At 63.2% G+C, this 15,945-nt stretch carries 14 protein-coding genes; 11 read left to right on the forward strand and 3 right to left on the reverse strand.

The genetic code is table 11. The annotated features are described in order from the left end of the window. Nucleotides 1-115 precede the first annotated feature (115 nt). The 5 genes from AC1DSJ_RS05185 to AC1DSJ_RS05205 all read left to right on the forward strand — a co-directional run bounded on the left by AC1DSJ_RS05185 (nucleotide 116) and on the right by AC1DSJ_RS05205 (nucleotide 7,268). Nucleotides 116-766, forward strand: a complete 651-nt coding sequence (locus AC1DSJ_RS05185) for a thermonuclease family protein (RefSeq protein WP_175171366.1) — start codon at nucleotides 116-118, stop codon at nucleotides 764-766. Between the two features lie 85 nt (nucleotides 767-851). Further along, on the forward strand, nucleotides 852-3,086 hold the full coding sequence (locus AC1DSJ_RS05190; RefSeq protein WP_346550666.1) for an ABC transporter substrate-binding protein: 2,235 nt from the start codon (nucleotides 852-854) through the stop codon (nucleotides 3,084-3,086). Continuing rightward, nucleotides 3,083-4,060, forward strand: coding sequence for an ABC transporter permease (locus AC1DSJ_RS05195; protein WP_054426507.1), 978 nt, complete (start codon nucleotides 3,083-3,085; stop codon nucleotides 4,058-4,060). Before AC1DSJ_RS05190 ends, AC1DSJ_RS05195 begins: the two co-directional genes overlap by 4 nt. Nucleotides 4,061-4,065: 5 nt before the next feature. Beyond that, nucleotides 4,066-5,589 (forward strand): ABC transporter permease, encoded by a 1,524-nt coding sequence (locus AC1DSJ_RS05200; protein WP_054426506.1) that lies wholly within the window; start codon nucleotides 4,066-4,068, stop codon nucleotides 5,587-5,589. After that, the gene (locus AC1DSJ_RS05205) at nucleotides 5,586-7,268 is read left to right on the forward strand and encodes an ABC transporter ATP-binding protein (protein WP_054426505.1); all 1,683 of its coding nucleotides are present in this window, start codon (nucleotides 5,586-5,588) and stop codon (nucleotides 7,266-7,268) included. Before AC1DSJ_RS05200 ends, AC1DSJ_RS05205 begins: the two co-directional genes overlap by 4 nt. A 70-nt stretch (nucleotides 7,269-7,338) precedes the next feature. Here AC1DSJ_RS05205 and AC1DSJ_RS05210 read toward each other — a convergent pair whose 3' ends face one another. From AC1DSJ_RS05210 to AC1DSJ_RS05220, 3 genes are all read right to left on the reverse strand, one after another. Then, a complete protein-coding gene (locus AC1DSJ_RS05210; RefSeq protein WP_245636434.1) occupies nucleotides 7,339-7,842 on the reverse strand; it encodes a MarR family winged helix-turn-helix transcriptional regulator in 504 nt (167 codons plus the stop codon). Nucleotides 7,843-7,913: 71 nt separating this feature from the next. After that, the gene (locus tag AC1DSJ_RS05215; RefSeq protein WP_441371512.1) at nucleotides 7,914-9,650 is read right to left on the reverse strand and encodes a collagen-like triple helix repeat-containing protein; all 1,737 of its coding nucleotides are present in this window, start codon (nucleotides 9,648-9,650) and stop codon (nucleotides 7,914-7,916) included. Nucleotides 9,651-10,045: 395 nt separating this feature from the next. Then, on the reverse strand, nucleotides 10,046-11,755 hold the full coding sequence (locus tag AC1DSJ_RS05220) for a ShlB/FhaC/HecB family hemolysin secretion/activation protein (protein WP_441371513.1): 1,710 nt from the start codon (nucleotides 11,753-11,755) through the stop codon (nucleotides 10,046-10,048). Between the two features lie 489 nt (nucleotides 11,756-12,244). On the opposite strand from AC1DSJ_RS05220, the gene AC1DSJ_RS05225 reads away from it, so the two are divergent. The 6 genes from AC1DSJ_RS05225 (at nucleotide 12,245) to cpaB (ending at nucleotide 15,889) form a co-directional block, all read left to right on the forward strand. Further along, nucleotides 12,245-13,075, forward strand: a complete 831-nt coding sequence (locus tag AC1DSJ_RS05225) for an MHYT domain-containing protein (RefSeq protein WP_175171362.1) — start codon at nucleotides 12,245-12,247, stop codon at nucleotides 13,073-13,075. Nucleotides 13,076-13,192: 117 nt separating this feature from the next. Then, the gene (locus tag AC1DSJ_RS05230) at nucleotides 13,193-13,369 is read left to right on the forward strand and encodes a Flp family type IVb pilin (protein WP_391569352.1); all 177 of its coding nucleotides are present in this window, start codon (nucleotides 13,193-13,195) and stop codon (nucleotides 13,367-13,369) included. Nucleotides 13,370-13,505: 136 nt separating this feature from the next. Further along, nucleotides 13,506-14,027, forward strand: coding sequence for an A24 family peptidase (locus AC1DSJ_RS05235; RefSeq protein ID WP_245636424.1), 522 nt, complete (start codon nucleotides 13,506-13,508; stop codon nucleotides 14,025-14,027). Further along, nucleotides 14,009-14,434 (forward strand): TadE family protein, encoded by a 426-nt coding sequence (locus AC1DSJ_RS05240; protein WP_420840155.1) that lies wholly within the window; start codon nucleotides 14,009-14,011, stop codon nucleotides 14,432-14,434. Before AC1DSJ_RS05235 ends, AC1DSJ_RS05240 begins: the two co-directional genes overlap by 19 nt. Before the next feature lies 1 nt (nucleotide 14,435). Continuing rightward, entirely contained in the window at nucleotides 14,436-14,936 is a 501-nt protein-coding gene (locus tag AC1DSJ_RS05245; RefSeq protein ID WP_427948752.1) for a TadE/TadG family type IV pilus assembly protein, read from the forward strand. Continuing rightward, entirely contained in the window at nucleotides 14,933-15,889 is a 957-nt protein-coding gene (cpaB, locus tag AC1DSJ_RS05250) for a Flp pilus assembly protein CpaB (RefSeq protein ID WP_054426498.1), read from the forward strand. The genes AC1DSJ_RS05245 and cpaB overlap by 4 nt, the downstream gene beginning before the upstream one ends. The last annotated feature ends 56 nt before the right edge of the window (nucleotides 15,890-15,945 follow it).

Consider the following 15,945-nt stretch of genomic DNA (forward strand, 5'->3'; position numbering starts at 1 on the left):
GGAAAGGGTGAGACCGGGAGCACCCCGGCAAGCGGGACATTTTCCTCTCATTACGCCGGTGGAATCGGGGCCGGCTGTGGCAAACTTCCTGCGTTTCTAACGTGGAGTGTGGCCGGTGCGTGGCAAACCCCCTTTTCGCGGCGGCAGCAAGCTGACCGCCCTGATCGTCGCCGTGATCCTTGCGGCGGCGGGCGCCATCGTCAATTGGCTGCAACCCGACGGGCGGGATCAACAACGGCCGCCGTCAACCTCGTCCCCCTCCCGCCCCGGCCCTGCCTTGGCGGGCGGCATTCCGCAAGGCAGCTATACGCTGACCGGCCCCATCGTCAACGTGTCCGATGGCGACACGGTCACGCTGCGCGCGCCCGACGGCCAGCGCCGCATCCGCATGGACAGCATCGACGCCCCTGAAGAAGGCCATGGCGCTGACCAGCCCGGCCAGCCCTATGCCGAGGCGTCCCGCAAGAATCTGGCGAGTCTGGTGGCGGGCAAGACGCTCACCGCCCAATGCTACGAACAAGACCAGTACGGCCGCGACGTGTGCGCGCTGATCCTGGACGACGGCCGTTCGGCCAACCGCCTGCAAGTGGAATCCGGCTACGCCTGGGCCTACACGGCCAGAAAAGGCGACTATCTGCGCGACAAGGCCATGCCCGACCTGCAACGCCAGGCCAAGGACGCCAAGCGCGGATTATGGGTCGATCAACACGCCATGCAGCCCTGGAAATGGCGCTACGACTGCTGGCGCCAACGCCAGTGCGGATGAGCCCGGCCGGTAGGGGGATGCCTGGGTACTGGCTCTGTCCCGCGTTTGCTATCCTCTGTCGCAACGATTTGAAGGGAAGGTTTCCATGCGTGCACTGAAGCGGCTCTGGGCGACAGCCATGCTGCTGTTGCTGGCGACGACGGGCTGCTCGCAAGAAAGCCCCATCAACAGCCCGTATCCGTCCGGCGCGGAAAGCCAGAACACGTTTTTCTCAGCGTTCGCGTCGCGCTCGCCCAAGTACCTGGACCCGGCCAACTCTTATTCCGGCGACGAAACGCCTTATACCTACAACATCTATGAACCGCTGTACGGCTATCACTATCTGAAGCGGCCGTACGAATTGGTGCCGCGCGCGGCCCAATCCATTGATCCCCCGGTCTACCTGGATGCGCAGGGCAAGGAACTGCCCGCTGATGCGCCGGGCGACCAGATCGCCGAAAGCGTTTACGACATCAAGATCCGGCCCGGCGTGCGCTTTCAGCCGCATCCGGCCTTTGCCCGCAAGACAGACGGCAGCTACGACTACTACCCGCTGGCAAGCGGCGAGCTGGACGACAAGTTCTACATTCCCGATTTCCCGCGCACCGGCACGCGCGAACTGACCGCAGACGATTACGTCTACGCCTTCCGCCGCCTGGCCAGCCCGCGCGTGGCTTCGCCCATTTATTCGGTCATGGCTGACCACGTCGAAGGCATGCAGGAATACGGCGACCGCCTGCGCAAACGCGACCAGGCCCTGCGGCGTGACATGCCCGGCGGCAGCACGCCGCCCTGGCTCGACTTGCGCGAACCCGATGGCTTTACCGGCGTACAGGCGCTGGACCCCCACACGCTGCGCGTGCGCGTCAAGGGCAAGTACCCGCAGTTCAAGTACTGGCTGGCCATGACCTTCACCGCGCCCGTGCCGTGGGAAGCCGACCGCTTCTACAACCAGCCGGGCATGGCCGAACATGATTTGTCCTTGAACACGTGGCCGGTGGGCACGGGGCCGTACATGATGGCGGAGTCGTTGACGAACCGCCGCCACGTGCTGGTCCGCAACCCCAACTTCCGCGGCGAACCCTATCCCTGCGAAGGCGAACCCGGCGACAAGGCGGCTGGCCTCTTGGAAGACTGCGGCAAGCCCACGCCCTTCATTGACCGCGCGGTGTTCAGCCTGGAAAAGGAAGCCATCCCGCTCAGCGGCAAATTCATGCAGGGCTATTACGACGTGCCGCAGATTGAACGCGGCGAGTACGGCGTGGCCATGCTGGTGGCGGCGGGCGACAGCGAGGACAAGGCGCGCCTGTACCGCGACCGTGGCATCCGGCTGCCAACCACCGTCGAAACTTCGATCTGGTACATGGGTTTCAACTGGCAGGACCCGGTGGTGGGCAAGGGCGACACGCCCGAGCAGGAAGAAAAGAACCGCAAGCTGCGTCAGGCCATCAGCATCGTGTTCGACTGGGAAGAGTACGTTGCCGTGTTTGAGAACAGCCAGGCGTCCGTAGCGCAAGGGCCGGTGCCGCCCGGCGTGCTGGGCTACCGCGAACCGCCAGAAGGCGTGAACCCCGTTGTCTACGACCTGGTCGATGGCAAGCCCGTGCGCAAATCCCTGGACGTGGCCAAGCGCCTGCTGGCCGAAGCGGGCTACCCCGACGGCCGCAACGCCAAGACCGGCGCGCCGCTGGTGCTGTACTACGACGCCATGCAAGGCGGCGGCTCCAACCCGCAGTTCGACTGGATGCGCCGGCAACTGAACAAGCTGGGCGTGCAACTGGATTTGCGCTCTACCGACTACAACCGCTTCCAGGACAAGATGCGGCGCGGCGCGGCGCAGATTTTCCTGTGGGGTTGGGTGGCCGATTACCCCGACGCCGAGAATTTCCTGTTCCTGCTCTATGGCCCCAACGCCAAGGCCAAGACGGGGGGTGAAAATGCCGCCAACTACGCCAGCCCGGAATTCGACAAGCTGTTCGAGCAGATGAAATTCCTGGACGACGGCCCCGAAAAAGAACAGCTGATCGCCAAAATGGTGGCCGTGGTGCAACGGGACGCGCCCTGGATGTTCGGCTACTACCCGATGTCGGCGGGCGCGTATCAGCAGTGGGTGGGCAATGCCAAGCCCACGCAGATGGTGCGCAACACGCTTCAGTACATGAAGCTGGACCCCGTGCTGCGCGAGCGGAAGATTGACGAATGGAACTCGCCGATCTGGTGGCCGATCGGCGTACTGATACTGCTGTTGGCGCTGGCGATCTGGCCGTCATACATCGCGCTCAAGCGCCGTGAACGCCAGACGGCGTTTGGCCCCGCCGTCCGTAAGGAGCATCAATCATGATCGGCTATGTGATCCGCCGGCTGCTGTATGGCGTGCTGATTCTGATCGGCGTGAACCTCTTCACCTTCATCCTGTTCTTCGCCGTCAACACGCCGGACGACATGGCGCGGCTGGCCATTGGCGGCCAGCGCGCCAGCCAGGACGCGGTTGAAAAATGGAAGGCCGAACGGGGCTACGACAAACCGCTGTTCTTCAATGCCAAAGCCGAGGGCGCGTCGCAACTGACCGATACCGTCTTCTATCAGCGCTCGGTGCCGCTCTTGGCCATGAAATTCGGGGCGTCCGACAACGGGCGCGACATCAGCCGCGAGATCAAGACGCGCATGGGTCCCAGCCTGGCGCTGGCGGTGCCCACCTTCATCCTGGGCCTGTTCGTCAGCATCGTGTTTTCGCTGACGCTGGTGTTTTTCCGGGCGACGCGGCTGGACTTCTGGGGCGTGGTCGTGTGCGTGCTGCTGCTATCGATCTCCGGCCTGTTCTACATCATCGCGGGCCAGTGGGTCTTCGCCAAGCTGATGCGGCTGGTGCCGTTCTCGGGGTTTTCGGGCGGTTTGGACGTCGTCAAGTTCCTGGCGCTGCCGGTGCTGGTGGCGATTGTGTCGCGGCTGGGGCCTGAAGCGCGCTTTTACCGCACGCTGTTCCTGGAGGAAATCGGCAAGGACTACGTGCGCACCGCGCGCGCCAAGGGCCTGGCCGAACGCGTGGTGCTGTTCCGCCATGTGCTGCGTAACGCCATGCTGCCCATCCTGACCAGCACGGTTGCCGCCTTGCCGCTGCTGTTCATGGGCAGCCTGATCGCGGAATCCTTCTTCGGCATACCCGGACTGGGCAGCTACACGATCGACGCCATCAACGCGCAGGACTTTTCGGTGGTGCGCGCCATGGTGTTCCTGGGCGCGGCGCTCTATATCGTGGGCCTGATCCTGGCCGATATTTCCTACACGCTGGCTGACCCCCGCGTCCGATTCGAGTAGCCGCCATGCCCAAGATCGTCTTCCTGTGGACCGATGTCGCGCTGTGGCTGATGGTGCTGAGCGCGCTGGCCTACCTGTGGCATGTGCGCCGCAGCCCCAACCTGCGCGCCACCTGGGCGCGCGTGGCGCGCGACACGCCCGCGATGTGCTCCGCTGTCATCCTTGTTGCCTTTTCGGTGGTGGGACTGCTGGACTCGGTGCACTACCGGCCGCTGTTGCCGCCCGCGCCGGGCGCCGCCGCTGACGCGCCGCCCGTCTATGCGCCCGCCGTCAAGTCGGCGCTGGACGGGCTCTTGACCGGCACCGTGCTGACCCAACCTGAAAAGAACTATTCACAGCCGCTGGCGGCCTATCTGTTCCTGAAGGAAACCATGCTGGTCAATGACCAGCCGGTGCGCGACTTCCCGCGCTTGCGCGGCGCCGCCACGCACCTGACCGATCCCAAGCAGGAACGCACAAGCGATGTGCTCACGCGGTTGGGCTTCGGGCTGGCGGGGGGCTTGGCCGTGGCGGTGGCGGGGGCGGCCATCCTGTTCGCAGGCTTGGCGCGGCGCGAGAAATCGGCAGCGGCCGCGGCCGATGCCTTGCTGCTTGGCCAGTCCGACATCCCATGGCGCGCCATGGTGATCACCTTCACCGGGCTGTGCCTGTTCGCAGGCGCGCTGGCGGGCTTGTCCAGCGGCTATCACGCGCTGGGCACTGACCGCATTGGCAACGACGTCTTGTGGCAGGCGCTCAAAAGCATCCGCACGGCGCTGGTCATCGGCAGCCTGACCACCATCGCCATGCTGCCGCCCGCCATCATCTTCGGCATCGCGGCGGGCTACTTCAAGGGTAAGGTCGACGACGCCATTCAATATCTATACACGACCATCACGTCTATTCCCGGTGTGCTGCTCGTAGCCGCCTGCGCGCTGATGATGCAGGTGTACATCGACAACCACGCGGATCTTTTCGACACCTCGGTGGCGCGCGCGGATTTGCGTCTGTTTCTGCTGTGCATGATCCTGGGGTTCACAGGGTGGGCGGGGTTGTGCCGCTTGCTGCGCGCGGAAACGCTCAAGCTGCGTGAACTGGAATACGTGCAGGCGGCGCGCGCATTTGGCGTGTCGCATTGGCGCATCATGACGCGCCACCTGTTGCCTAACGTGGCGCACCTGGTGCTGATTACCGTGGTGCTGGAATTCTCGGGGCTGGTGCTGTACGAAGCCGTGCTGTCGTACCTGGGCATTGGCGTCGACCCCAGCATGAATTCGTTCGGTTCGATGATCAATGGCGCCCGGCTTGAGATGTCGCGCGACCCGATGATCTGGTGGAGCCTGATGACGGCTTTCATTTTCATGCTGGCGCTGGTGCTGGCGGCCAACCTGTTCGCGGACGCCGTGCGCGACGCCTTTGATCCGCGCACCCGCCGCTACAAGCCCAGCCGGATGGCGCGGTTGGGCGGGTGGGGCGGCCTGATCGGCCGTCGTTCGGCGCCGGCGCTTGGCGCCGAACCGCGCGCCTCGAAGTCCGGAGACGCACCATGAACGCCCCGACTCCGTTGCTTGAAGTCCGCGGCCTGGAAGTGGACATTGCCGGCGAAAGCGGCATGACGCATGCCGTCAAACGCCTGGAACTCGCTATTTCACAGCGCGAGACCTTTGCGCTGGTCGGCGAATCCGGCTGCGGCAAAAGCATTACCGCGCTGGCGCTGCTGCGCTTGCTGCCCGATGCCGGCCGCATTGTCGGCGGGCAGATCGATCTGGACGGCGAAGACCTGAACCGGTTGCCCGAAAGCGCCATGCGTGGCGTGCGCGGCGGCCGCATCGGCATCATCTTCCAAGAGCCGTCCACCAGCTTGAACCCGGTTATGCGGGTGGGCGACCAGATCATCGAAACGCTGACGGCGCACACGCCTTTGCGCGGCGCCGCCGCACGCACACGCGCCATCGACTGGCTGCGGCGCGTGGGCATTCCGGAGCCCGAGCGGCGCGTGGATGATTACCCGTTCCAGTTCTCGGGCGGACAAAAGCAGCGCGTCATGATCGCCATTGCGCTGGCGGCGGAGCCCTTGCTGCTGATCGCGGACGAACCCACCACCGCGCTGGACGTCACCGTGCAGGCGCAGGTGCTGGATTTGCTGGCTGACATCCAGCGGGAAATGGGCATGGCCGTGCTGCTCATCACGCACGACCTGGCCGTGGTGAAAAATGTGGCGCACCATGTGGCGCTGATGCGCGGCGGCGAAATCGTTGAAAGCGCCAGCGCCGAGGAATTTTTCCGCGCGCCCAAACACCCCTACGCGCGCCAATTGTTCGAAGCCATTCCCACCTTCGAAAAGCGCGGCGTGCCGCTCACCGAACACGGGCGTCAAGCCATTGCGCGTGACGACCACCGTCGCACGAAGCCGCGCGAGGCGGGCGAGGTGGTGCTGGACGTGCAAGATCTGAAAGTGCATTACCCCATACGCAAAGGTCCGTTGCGGCGGATTGTGTCGTGGGTCAAGGCCGTGGATGGCGTCACGTTTTCGCTGCGTGCCGGTGAAACCCTGGCGCTGCTGGGTGAATCCGGTTGCGGCAAGACGACCACGGGCAAGGCCTTGCTGCGCTTGATCGATGGCGCGCGGATTTCGGGCCGGGCCATGCTGCAAGGCAAGGATGTGCTGACGGCTGACCGCCGCACCTTGCGCGACCTGCGCCAAGACATTCAGATCGTCTTTCAGGACCCCTATGCCTCGCTCGATCCCCGCATGCGCGTGGGCGATATTCTTGACGAAGGCCTGGAGTCTCTACGCCGCGGCATGAGCCAGAAAGCGCGCGCCGCGCATGCCGCGCAGTTGATTGAACGCGTCGGTTTGCCCGCCAATACGCTGACACGCTATCCGCATGAGTTTTCGGGTGGACAGCGCCAGCGCATCGCCATTGCGCGGGCGCTGGCGGTTGAGCCGCGCGTGCTGATTTGCGATGAACCCACGTCCGCGCTCGACGTTTCCGTCCAGGCGCAGATTCTGGATCTGCTGCGCGAGCTGCAAGACGAACTGGGCATTGCCTACCTGTTCATCACCCACAACTTTGGCGTGGTGGAATACCTGGCCGACCGCATCGCGGTCATGGATGGCGGGCAGATCGTCGACCTGGGCCCGGCGGACACGGTGCTGCACGCGCCGCGCCATGCGGTCACGCGGCGCTTGCTTGATGCGGTGCCGCGCTTGCAGTTTGGGTCATGAAAAACGCGCCCTGATCCGGTGGGATCAGGGCGCGTAAAACGCTTTGGGGTAAAACTTGCGCGGGGCTGGCTCAGAGATCGTCGTGATGCGCGCTGCGCGTCTCCAGCCAGACCAGCGTGTCATGCCGCAAGGTGCGCACGCATTGCGCCAGGAAGGCATGAACCGTTTCCATCTCGGCGGTGTCGTAGCGGCGCGCCATCAACATGACCGCATCGGCAACCCACTGGCGTTCCTGCGACAGGTGCTGGCACCGTTCCTCAACCGGCCGGATCACGATCATCCGGCGATCCAGCGGGTGGCGGCCGCGTTGCACATAACCCGCCGCCTCCAGCCGGTTGATCAAGGCCGTGGCGCCGCCTGAGCTGATGCCCATCAGTTGGGCAAGCTGCCCGGTGGGCAGGGCATCGAACTCCATCACCAGTTCCAGCGCTTTCAGGTCGGCCAGGGGGATACCCAGCTTTTCCGCCAACGCGGACTGGCATGCAGCGTTGTAAACCGAGAATTGACGGCCCAGCATCAAGGCGATGTCGTCAAGCATTCCCGGGCGCAGTTCACTCGTGCGAGATTCTGGCATCACGGTCACATGCTCATGGTGTACGAGGTTTTCTTGAAGCATGGTGTTACTCCCAAGCGTTGGTCAGTCGATTACTTCTTGGCCGAGAGGCCGCCCAGCAAGCCACCCAACAGTCCGCCGTTGGTGGTTCCATTCGTGGTGGTGCCGGTGACGCCGCCCAGCACGCCGCCCAACAAGCCGCCGTTGTTGGCAGCGCCCGCACCCGCCGCACCGCCGGCACCGGCGCCCGCCGCGCCGCCTGCGCTCACCCCAGCACTGGCGCCCGTCCCGGTGGTTGCCCCGACGGACACACCGCCGACCAAGCCACCGACCACCCCGCCCAGCAAGCCGCCACTGGCCGTACCGCCCGAAGCGCCGCCTGTCGTGCCGCCCGCAGCACCGCCTGTCACACCGCCCAGCAGGCCGCCCAGCAAGCCGCCGTTGGCCGTGCCGCCAGCGGTGCCCCCGGTGGCGCCGCCCGTCGCGCCGCCCACGGCGCCGGTCACGCCGCTCAGCAGGCCCGTCACCGGCGCCAGCAGGCCGGCTACGCCACCGTTCGCCGGGGTGCCGCCCGCACCGCCCAAACCGCCCACGCCACCGAGAATGCCGGTGATGGGGCTGAGCAAGCCGCCCGTGCCGCCTCCGGTGACGCCACCGGTGACGTTGTTCAAGCCCAGTCCACCCGTCAGCGAGGCGACCGCGCCCGTGGCGTTGGCCAGCGTCGCGCCCAACGGATTCGTGTTGCCCGGCGTGGCGGTGAGCAGGCCGCCGGCACTGGCCACTGCGCCGCCCAGGCCTTGCAAGACCCCGTTCAAGCCGGCAGTGTTGCCCGGCAGCGTGCTGCCGGCGTTGGCAACGGTGCCACCCAAGCTCGTGAGCAGGCCGGCGACCGGCGCGCCCAATTTGGTCGTATCACCCACTTGTTGCGTCAGGCCGACCACTTTGCCGGCCAGCGGGCTGGCGGTGGGGTCAAGCGCGGCGCCCACACCCGTCAGGGTCGTTTGCAGCCCCAGCGGCAAGACGTTGTCTACGGTCTTGCCGGCATTGCCCAGGGCAGGCTCCAGCAACGGGGTCGACGGGCCAGATACGAGGCCGCCCGTCACGCCGCCCGCGACCTGCATAATCGGGTTCAGCAAACCCCCTTCGCCCGACAGGCCCGCGGTCAGAGCGCCCACGGCGTTCGTCGCGTTACCCAGGACGTTCTTCAGCGGCGCCGGATTGTTCGGGTCTGCATTCAGCAGGCCACCCACGCCCGATACCGTTTTGCCCAAGCCATCGACCAAGCCGCCGACGCCACTGTCCAAACCGCCGGGCAGACCCGAGTTTTTCACCGAGCCGCCCAGGTCGCTGACCAGGCCGCCCACTTGTTTCGTCACGCCATCCACGGGCTGACCCAGGCCGGTCGTGGCGCCCACTTGCTGGGTCAGGCCGACGACGGTGTTGGCGATGGGTTCCACAGTGGGGTCCAGCGCCTTACCCACACCACTCAGCGTCGTGCCCAGATTCAAGGGCAGGGTGTTGTCCAACGCGGTACCGGTATTGCCCAGCGTGGTTTCCAACAAGCCGGCGGATACCGGGTTCGTGGGATTGGTGGGGTTCGTGGGGTTAGTCGGGTTGGTAGGATTCGTGGGATTGGTGGGATCGGTGCCACCGGGGTTGGTCGGATTGTTGCCGCCCGGATTGGTCGGGATATCGATGCCGGGCAGGCTGGCTGACTTCTTACCGCTGCCGCCACCGCCGCAGGCAGCCAATGCGCTCATCAGAGCTGCAGCCAACAGGGTGGAGGTCAGAACGCGTTGAATACGGTTTGCTTCGACTTTGGAATACATGGCGAGCTCCTAGTGGGATAAGCAGGCGCTGAAACTGCCCGATACGTCTCTCCATGCATAAACCGTGCCAATTTTTTTCAGAAGTGCGTTTTCAGGAATGAATTTGACAGTTGTGGTTTAAAAAAATCCTTATATATCAATGTGATACGACAAAGATAAAGGGTTTGCACTAGGCATGGGAAATTCCCATTTTTGCGACCACGAAAACGCTGCGAATGTTACGAATGACGGGGGATTGCCCGTTACGTTACGGCGCACGTTACGTAACGTGATGTGGAAAACGGGGTGCGGAACTGCCGTAACGCGGCAAGCGGCGTGGCCTTTATTAATTGATGCATCAATAAAAAACGCCTGCTTAAGCAGGCGTTTGTTATTCGGCTCAGCGTGGCGTCAGATCAAAATGCGTCGTAGAAGAGTGAATAGTTGGCGTTGAATCGAACGTCGCGGCCATCGTTCACGGTGGCCGAACCCACAGGCTTCGCCACGTTGAAATCGAATAGATAGTATTTGTCGTCTGTGAAACGCAGGCCCAGCGCCACGGAAGACAAGTGCCGATTGTTCAAGGCTTGCAGGCCCTTGTTGTTGTACCAAGTGCGTGCATAGTCCACTAACACGTAAGGCTGAACCCCCGCGACGTATTCCCAGCCCGTGGCAAAACGGCGGTTGATTTCAGCGGATACGCCAATGCCTTTGTCGCCACTTTGGTCGCCTTGCGGATACCCCATGGCATAACGCCAGCTGCCATAAGACACTTGCTCCGACGACGGCAAGATATTGCTGGAGTACTGGCCAGCGCCCGACAATGTCAGGCCAAACTGTCCCGGCAGCGCAAAGATCTGCTTGGCGCTCAGGTTATAGCGGGTGAAGTCCAGGTCCAGGATCGGGGTTGCCGAGTACCCGTAGTTGGTCGAGATATCTTTCTTTGCGCCGGCCGCATCGAACCCTTGGGAAACGCTGACTGTCACGTCCGTGGAAGCGGCTTCCCCTACCTGCACATAGCGCAGCTCCGCATTGGCGGCGCGCACGCGGGCGTCTTGTTGCAGCCAGAGGTCGGTGGTGTGCGAGTCGTAACGGTCTTTTGAGTTGGCGGCGTACATGCCCAGCGTGCCCGTCAGCGATCGCGTGTTGTTCAGCAAGAACGGGTAACTGACGCCAATACCGATACGGTCGTTTTTCACGCGGCGTTCAAAACCCAGGAATTCGACGGCGTCATCCTTGGGTTTGGCGTCGTAATGGTAGCCGTCGACTTTGATTGCCAGGCCATCGGCGCCGATGGGCACGCTAATTTCGCCCATGACGTATTTCACGTCGTCGCTATTGAAAGGGATGGCCGTCGTCAGTTTTACCTGTTCACCCAAAGGCGTCAGGCTGTTGGCCGCCATATTGACGATGGGCTGCATGCCCGTGCCCAGGTCCGCAATGCCGCCGGTCAGGCTGACGGGATGGCGGGTTGCGGTCAACACCAATTCAGTTTCGCCATCGGCGCGGCGCGGCAAGTCCAGCGCGGGGGTGAATTTCACGCCGGGCACGGTGCGCATCAGATTCAGCTGCCGTTCGAGCGTGGCTTGTTTCAGAGGGCGGTCTGCTTTCAGCGGACCGGCAAGGGTTTCCAAACGGTCTTGCGCGTTGCCGATATCGCCTTCGATTCGAACCGTTCCGATATACCCCTCGACCACTGTCACGACGACCAGTCCATTGGCGAACGTCTGGTTTTGCACCAAGGCAAAGGACAGGGGATAGCCCTTATCGCGATACAGCTGGGTAATCTTATCGACCTGCTGCACCAGTTCGCCCAAGCTGATTTCTTTTCCTGACAGCGGGCTGAGTATTGCCGAGACTTCTTCAAACGGAATCGCGTGCACACCGCTGACGTCGAAATTCAGCGGCACGATGCGCTGCGCCAGACGCGCCTGCAACGCCAATTGTTCGGGGGTGGCCGTTTGTACGACGGGGGGCGGCTGCGTCGCGCCCGGCGGCCGTTCCAGCTGGGGCAGGGCATCAACGGGATTGCCGCGAAGTGGGCCATCCGCTTGCGCCGCAGCGCTAAAGCCAAGCAGGCAAATCAGGGCGAGGGTAAGCGGACTTGCCGGTACGGTACGTCTCATGCCTTGTGTTTCTCTCGTTTCCGCAGGCGCTATCCCTTGTGTATTCAATATTCTCTAGATATTGAATATATAAAGGGACATAACGTTAGAAGAAAAAATTTACCTGCGCCGCTGGCGGTATGGTGCCAGCGGCTAGGGATAATGACAATTTATTTCATTGTGACCAAGTGGAAACGGCAGGATAACAACATTGCGAAACTAGCGGCAATGGAAACATATAAGACAAGTGAGGGTTAACTAGCGGTTTTTAATAGGATTTCTACTATTTTTGCTGTATTCGTTACATGTCTGTTGTCGCAGTCTCAATAAGATTGGTATAAACCCTGATGTGTATTAAATGTTAATAGATAAGACTATATAAACGTATCAATACTATCGGCTATTCGGACTACCGGGGGTCCACCAAATGGACGAGCTAGACCGTAATACTTCTTGCGACGGCGCAGCGGCCGCGCACTGCAATGGCAGATTATTTCGCCGGGGCCATTCATGAACCCGGGTGACATCGTTCCCCTTTCTTTCAACAGCGGCCTGGTCGCGTTGTCGTTCCTGACGGCGGTGCTGGGCTCGTACGTTGCTTTGCTTGCCGCCGCCGGTATCCGAACCGAAACGCAGGACGGCGAAATCCGTATTGGTTACATCATCATCGGCGCCGTCGCGATGGGCGGCGTCGGTATCTGGAGCATGCATTTCATCGGCATGCAGGCGCAGAACCTGCCGTTTGAAGTGGGCTATCAAGTGGGCCTGACGGTACTCAGCTTTTTCGTCGCAGCCGGCTTCTCTGGCTGGGCATTCTGGTTTGTCGGGCGCGATCGCTTCACATTTTCCCGTTGCGTCATCGGTGGCACGGCCGCAGGCCTGGGCGTTGCGGCCATGCATTATCTGGGCATGGGCGCCATGCGCATGCCGGCAGTGCTGCTTTGGAATTTTCCGATCGTTGTTTTATCAGTGCTTATCGCAGTTGTTGCGGCGTCAGCCGCGCTGTGGCTTGCTTTCAATACGCAGAATGAGTTTCAGCGCGCCGGAGCCGCCATTTTGATGGCGGTGGCCGTGTGCGGCATGCATTACACCGGCGCGGCCGCCGGCACCGTTATCTGCAGCACCCCGCGTGACTATTCCAGCCTGCAAATTGGCGGGCTCATGCTGCCTTACATCGCTTTCGTGCTGTCCGCCGTCACGCTGCTGATCATGCGTTGGCAATTACAGCGGGCGTCCCGCCGTTTCCGCGCGCGCATGGCGCAACGGATCGACTCGTTCATTGAATCGGCGCCGGTGGCCGAGCCGGGCAAGTTGCCGGGTTCGACATTGGGGCCGGGTTAGCAGGACCCCGGTTTGCCGCGGGTGGGGAATACACCCGTCAGCAAGCAGTCCCGGGCTTAGGGGGCTGGTACCGCGTTGCGGCGCAGCTCAATTATCAATCGAGACTAGGAGCTCGACATGAAAGCGAAACTTGCGCAGTTCTGGAACGACGAAGATGGCATCACCGCCCTGGAATACGGGCTGATCGCTGGGTTGGTTGCTGTGGCCCTGATTGCTGCCGTGGGCACATTTAGCGACGCGCTCAGCTCCATGTTCACGGATCTCGGCGCCAAGCTGAACGCGGCAAGAACGTAACCCCCAGGACGCGTACCGCAACGGCTGACGCCGCTGCGGTACGTGCCTGATTTGCCGTCGCAAAGCTTGACTGAGTGGCATGTTCGTCTGGATGGACATGCTTGCCGTTGAAACTGATTGATCAGAAGGTCCTGCCTTGTATCCAGGGGAAGTGCTGTGGTGGCTGCTGTTCGCAAGCTGGAATCTGGCGCTGATCTACAACGATCTGCGCTATCGCCGAGTACCCAACACGTTGATCGTGGCTGGGTTTGCGGCGCAGCTGCTTTGGCTGGTTGCCGCCGCCCTGTTGCCTGGATGGCTGTATCCCCCTCGCTGGACGGGGTGGCCCATGACACTGGCAGGCTTTCTGAGCGCATTTCTCTTCTTGCCGCTTTGGGGCCGACGCGTGATGGGCGCGGGCGACGTCAAGGCGATCGCCATACTGGGACTGCTGCTGGGGCTGGCTCCCCTGATTCTGGTGCTGGTGGGAGCAAGCCTGCTGGCGGGGCTGCACGCGCTGGTTTACGTGTTGGTGTCGCAATACTGGGCGCTGTCCGACCGGACGCGCAAGATTCCCTACGGCATGTACCTGGGGCTCGCCGCGTTCAGCGTGGCGCTTACGCCCTTGAATTCGGTTTGGTATTCCTGGTGTTCTTCCTGGTGCTCTACGGGATCCTGACGTTCGGGCTCGCGTTTCTTGCGCAGAATTCACTGACGCTCGCCGCCCAGGATGGGGCTCGCAAGGTGCTCCAATGGCAGGCCGGAACCACGTCGCTCACCGCACGTGCCAATGCCGGACGCGACACCGCGCTGGACATCGCGCAGTGGGTCTCATCGATGTCGTCCGCGCCAATCAAGGTGGCGGTGTGCGGCAACGGCGGCACCTTGAGCAGCAGCGCGGGCGGCACGTGCAGTGGCCAGACGCTGGCCCCCGATCAAATTGAAGTGACGGTGTCTTACGCCTACGGCGCGAATCCGCTGATTCCCAATGTTCCGTTGTTGCAGGCGGTGTTGGTGCCCGCCTCCAGTGTGCTGAGCGCGCGCGCCACCGTGCACCTGGGCAATACCTTGGGCGTAGGGGGCTGATATGCCGCTGCCGACATCGCCCCGCCGGTCTCTTGCGTTGTCACCCCGCTTGATGCGGCAGCGTGGCATCGCCGCCCTCGAACTTTCGCTGACCCTGACCATGCTGCTGATGTTCGTCTGCGCCGTGGTCGGCTATGGCGTGCTGTTCTGGATGCAGCAGCAGCTGGCGTCGGCTGCGACGGAAGGCGCTCGCGCCGCCGTGTATGCGCAGATCAGTGGCAGCAACAACGTGCAGGGCGATGCCTGCGTCGCCGCCATGAGCGTGTTCTCTACCGGTTCCGCAGTGGCGTGCGCGACAACGCGCGCGCCCTGCGCATGGGCCGGTTCGGGCGGGCAGACGGCCAACTGCGCCACGGTCGCCATGACTTACAACACCCAGTCCTGGCCGTTGCTGGCGACGCTGCAGACGTTCATCGTCATGCTGCCCGGCACGAACAAGAACTGGGTGCCCACCCGGTTGTCATCGAAAGCCATCGTGCAGATATCGCAAGGGACACCATGAGCAGTCTTAGCAAGATCATCGCGGGCGTTTTGTTGGTGGCGGGCATCCTGCTGGCCTTCCTGGCGTGGCGCTTGGCGTCGCATTCCAGCGCGCCGCCGGCGCCGCCCGCGCCGGTGGCGGCTGCGCAGGAACCGGCCGCGCCGCCAGTCACCTTTCATCCGGTCGTGGTGGCCAGGGAAGCGATACCGGCCGGCACCCGCATCGATTCCTCAAAAATGCTGATGGTGGCGCAGTGGCAAGTCGCCTTGTCCAACAGCTTTGATTCCGTGACGCCGCTGGAAGGCGCCGTCACGCGGGTGGATATCGCCGTGGGCGATCCCATCGTTCCCAGCCTGTTGGCGCAAGGGCTAGCCAAGCAGCTCAAGCCGGGCGAACGCGCGGTGGCGGTGGCGGTTGATGAGGTCATCGGCGGCGGCAACCGTATTGCGCCGGGCGATCTGGTCGACGTGTTCTTCATGGTCGAGAAAAGCCCCGAAGTACCGGGCGGCCAGGCGCGTCTGCTTCAGTCGCAAGTCCGCGTGCTGGCCTATGGCCGGCAATCCGTGGATGGGCCGGAAGAAAAATCCGTGCTGCAACAAGGTCCGGGCCAGCCTGCCAAGACCGCCGTGCTGGCGGTGCCGGTGGATCAGATCAATGACTTGATATTGGCCAGCCGCGCGGGCCGCCTGCAATTGGCGCTGCGCCCCGTGGGCGATGACGCCGTTCCCGACGTGACGCTGTTCGCCAAACGTGGCGCGGTGTTGTCCACGCGCGCCGACCTGACGCCTGCGCAACGCGAGGCCTTGCTGACCGGCCCGAACCGCGCGTTCGCCGGCGACAGCCTGGTGCAGCTTGATGGCACGACGCCAGCCGCCCGCACGACGCCCAACCGCGTGGCGGGTTCCAGCGGCGGGGGTGGCGGCAGAACCGTTGAAATCGTGCGGGGAGATAAATCCGAGCGCGTGCGTTATTGACCGAGGCTGCGCGTGGCCAGGTGCCGCCCGCGGCTGGACCTTTCAAAACAAGTAGA

It is taken from the genome of Achromobacter sp. 01N37 (assembly GCF_056399725.1).

Bases quoted from the DNA above. Each gene is read 5' to 3' on its own strand.
- AC1DSJ_RS05210 (WP_245636434.1), bottom strand. From the start codon at position 7,842: ATGCCAGAATCTCGCACGAGTGAACTGCGCCCGGGAATGCTTGACGAC.
- AC1DSJ_RS05245 (WP_427948752.1), top strand. From the start codon at position 14,436: ATGCCGCTGCCGACATCGCCCCGCCGGTCTCTTGCGTTGTCACCCCGC.
- AC1DSJ_RS05195 (WP_054426507.1), top strand. From the start codon at position 3,083: ATGATCGGCTATGTGATCCGCCGGCTGCTGTATGGCGTGCTGATTCTG.
- cpaB (WP_054426498.1), top strand. From the start codon at position 14,933: ATGAGCAGTCTTAGCAAGATCATCGCGGGCGTTTTGTTGGTGGCGGGC.
- AC1DSJ_RS05200 (WP_054426506.1), top strand. From the start codon at position 4,066: ATGCCCAAGATCGTCTTCCTGTGGACCGATGTCGCGCTGTGGCTGATG.
- AC1DSJ_RS05225 (WP_175171362.1), top strand. From the start codon at position 12,245: ATGAACCCGGGTGACATCGTTCCCCTTTCTTTCAACAGCGGCCTGGTC.
- AC1DSJ_RS05205 (WP_054426505.1), top strand. From the start codon at position 5,586: ATGAACGCCCCGACTCCGTTGCTTGAAGTCCGCGGCCTGGAAGTGGAC.
- AC1DSJ_RS05230 (WP_391569352.1), top strand. From the start codon at position 13,193: ATGAAAGCGAAACTTGCGCAGTTCTGGAACGACGAAGATGGCATCACC.
- AC1DSJ_RS05190 (WP_346550666.1), top strand. From the start codon at position 852: ATGCGTGCACTGAAGCGGCTCTGGGCGACAGCCATGCTGCTGTTGCTG.
- AC1DSJ_RS05215 (WP_441371512.1), bottom strand. From the start codon at position 9,650: ATGTATTCCAAAGTCGAAGCAAACCGTATTCAACGCGTTCTGACCTCC.
- AC1DSJ_RS05220 (WP_441371513.1), bottom strand. From the start codon at position 11,755: ATGAGACGTACCGTACCGGCAAGTCCGCTTACCCTCGCCCTGATTTGC.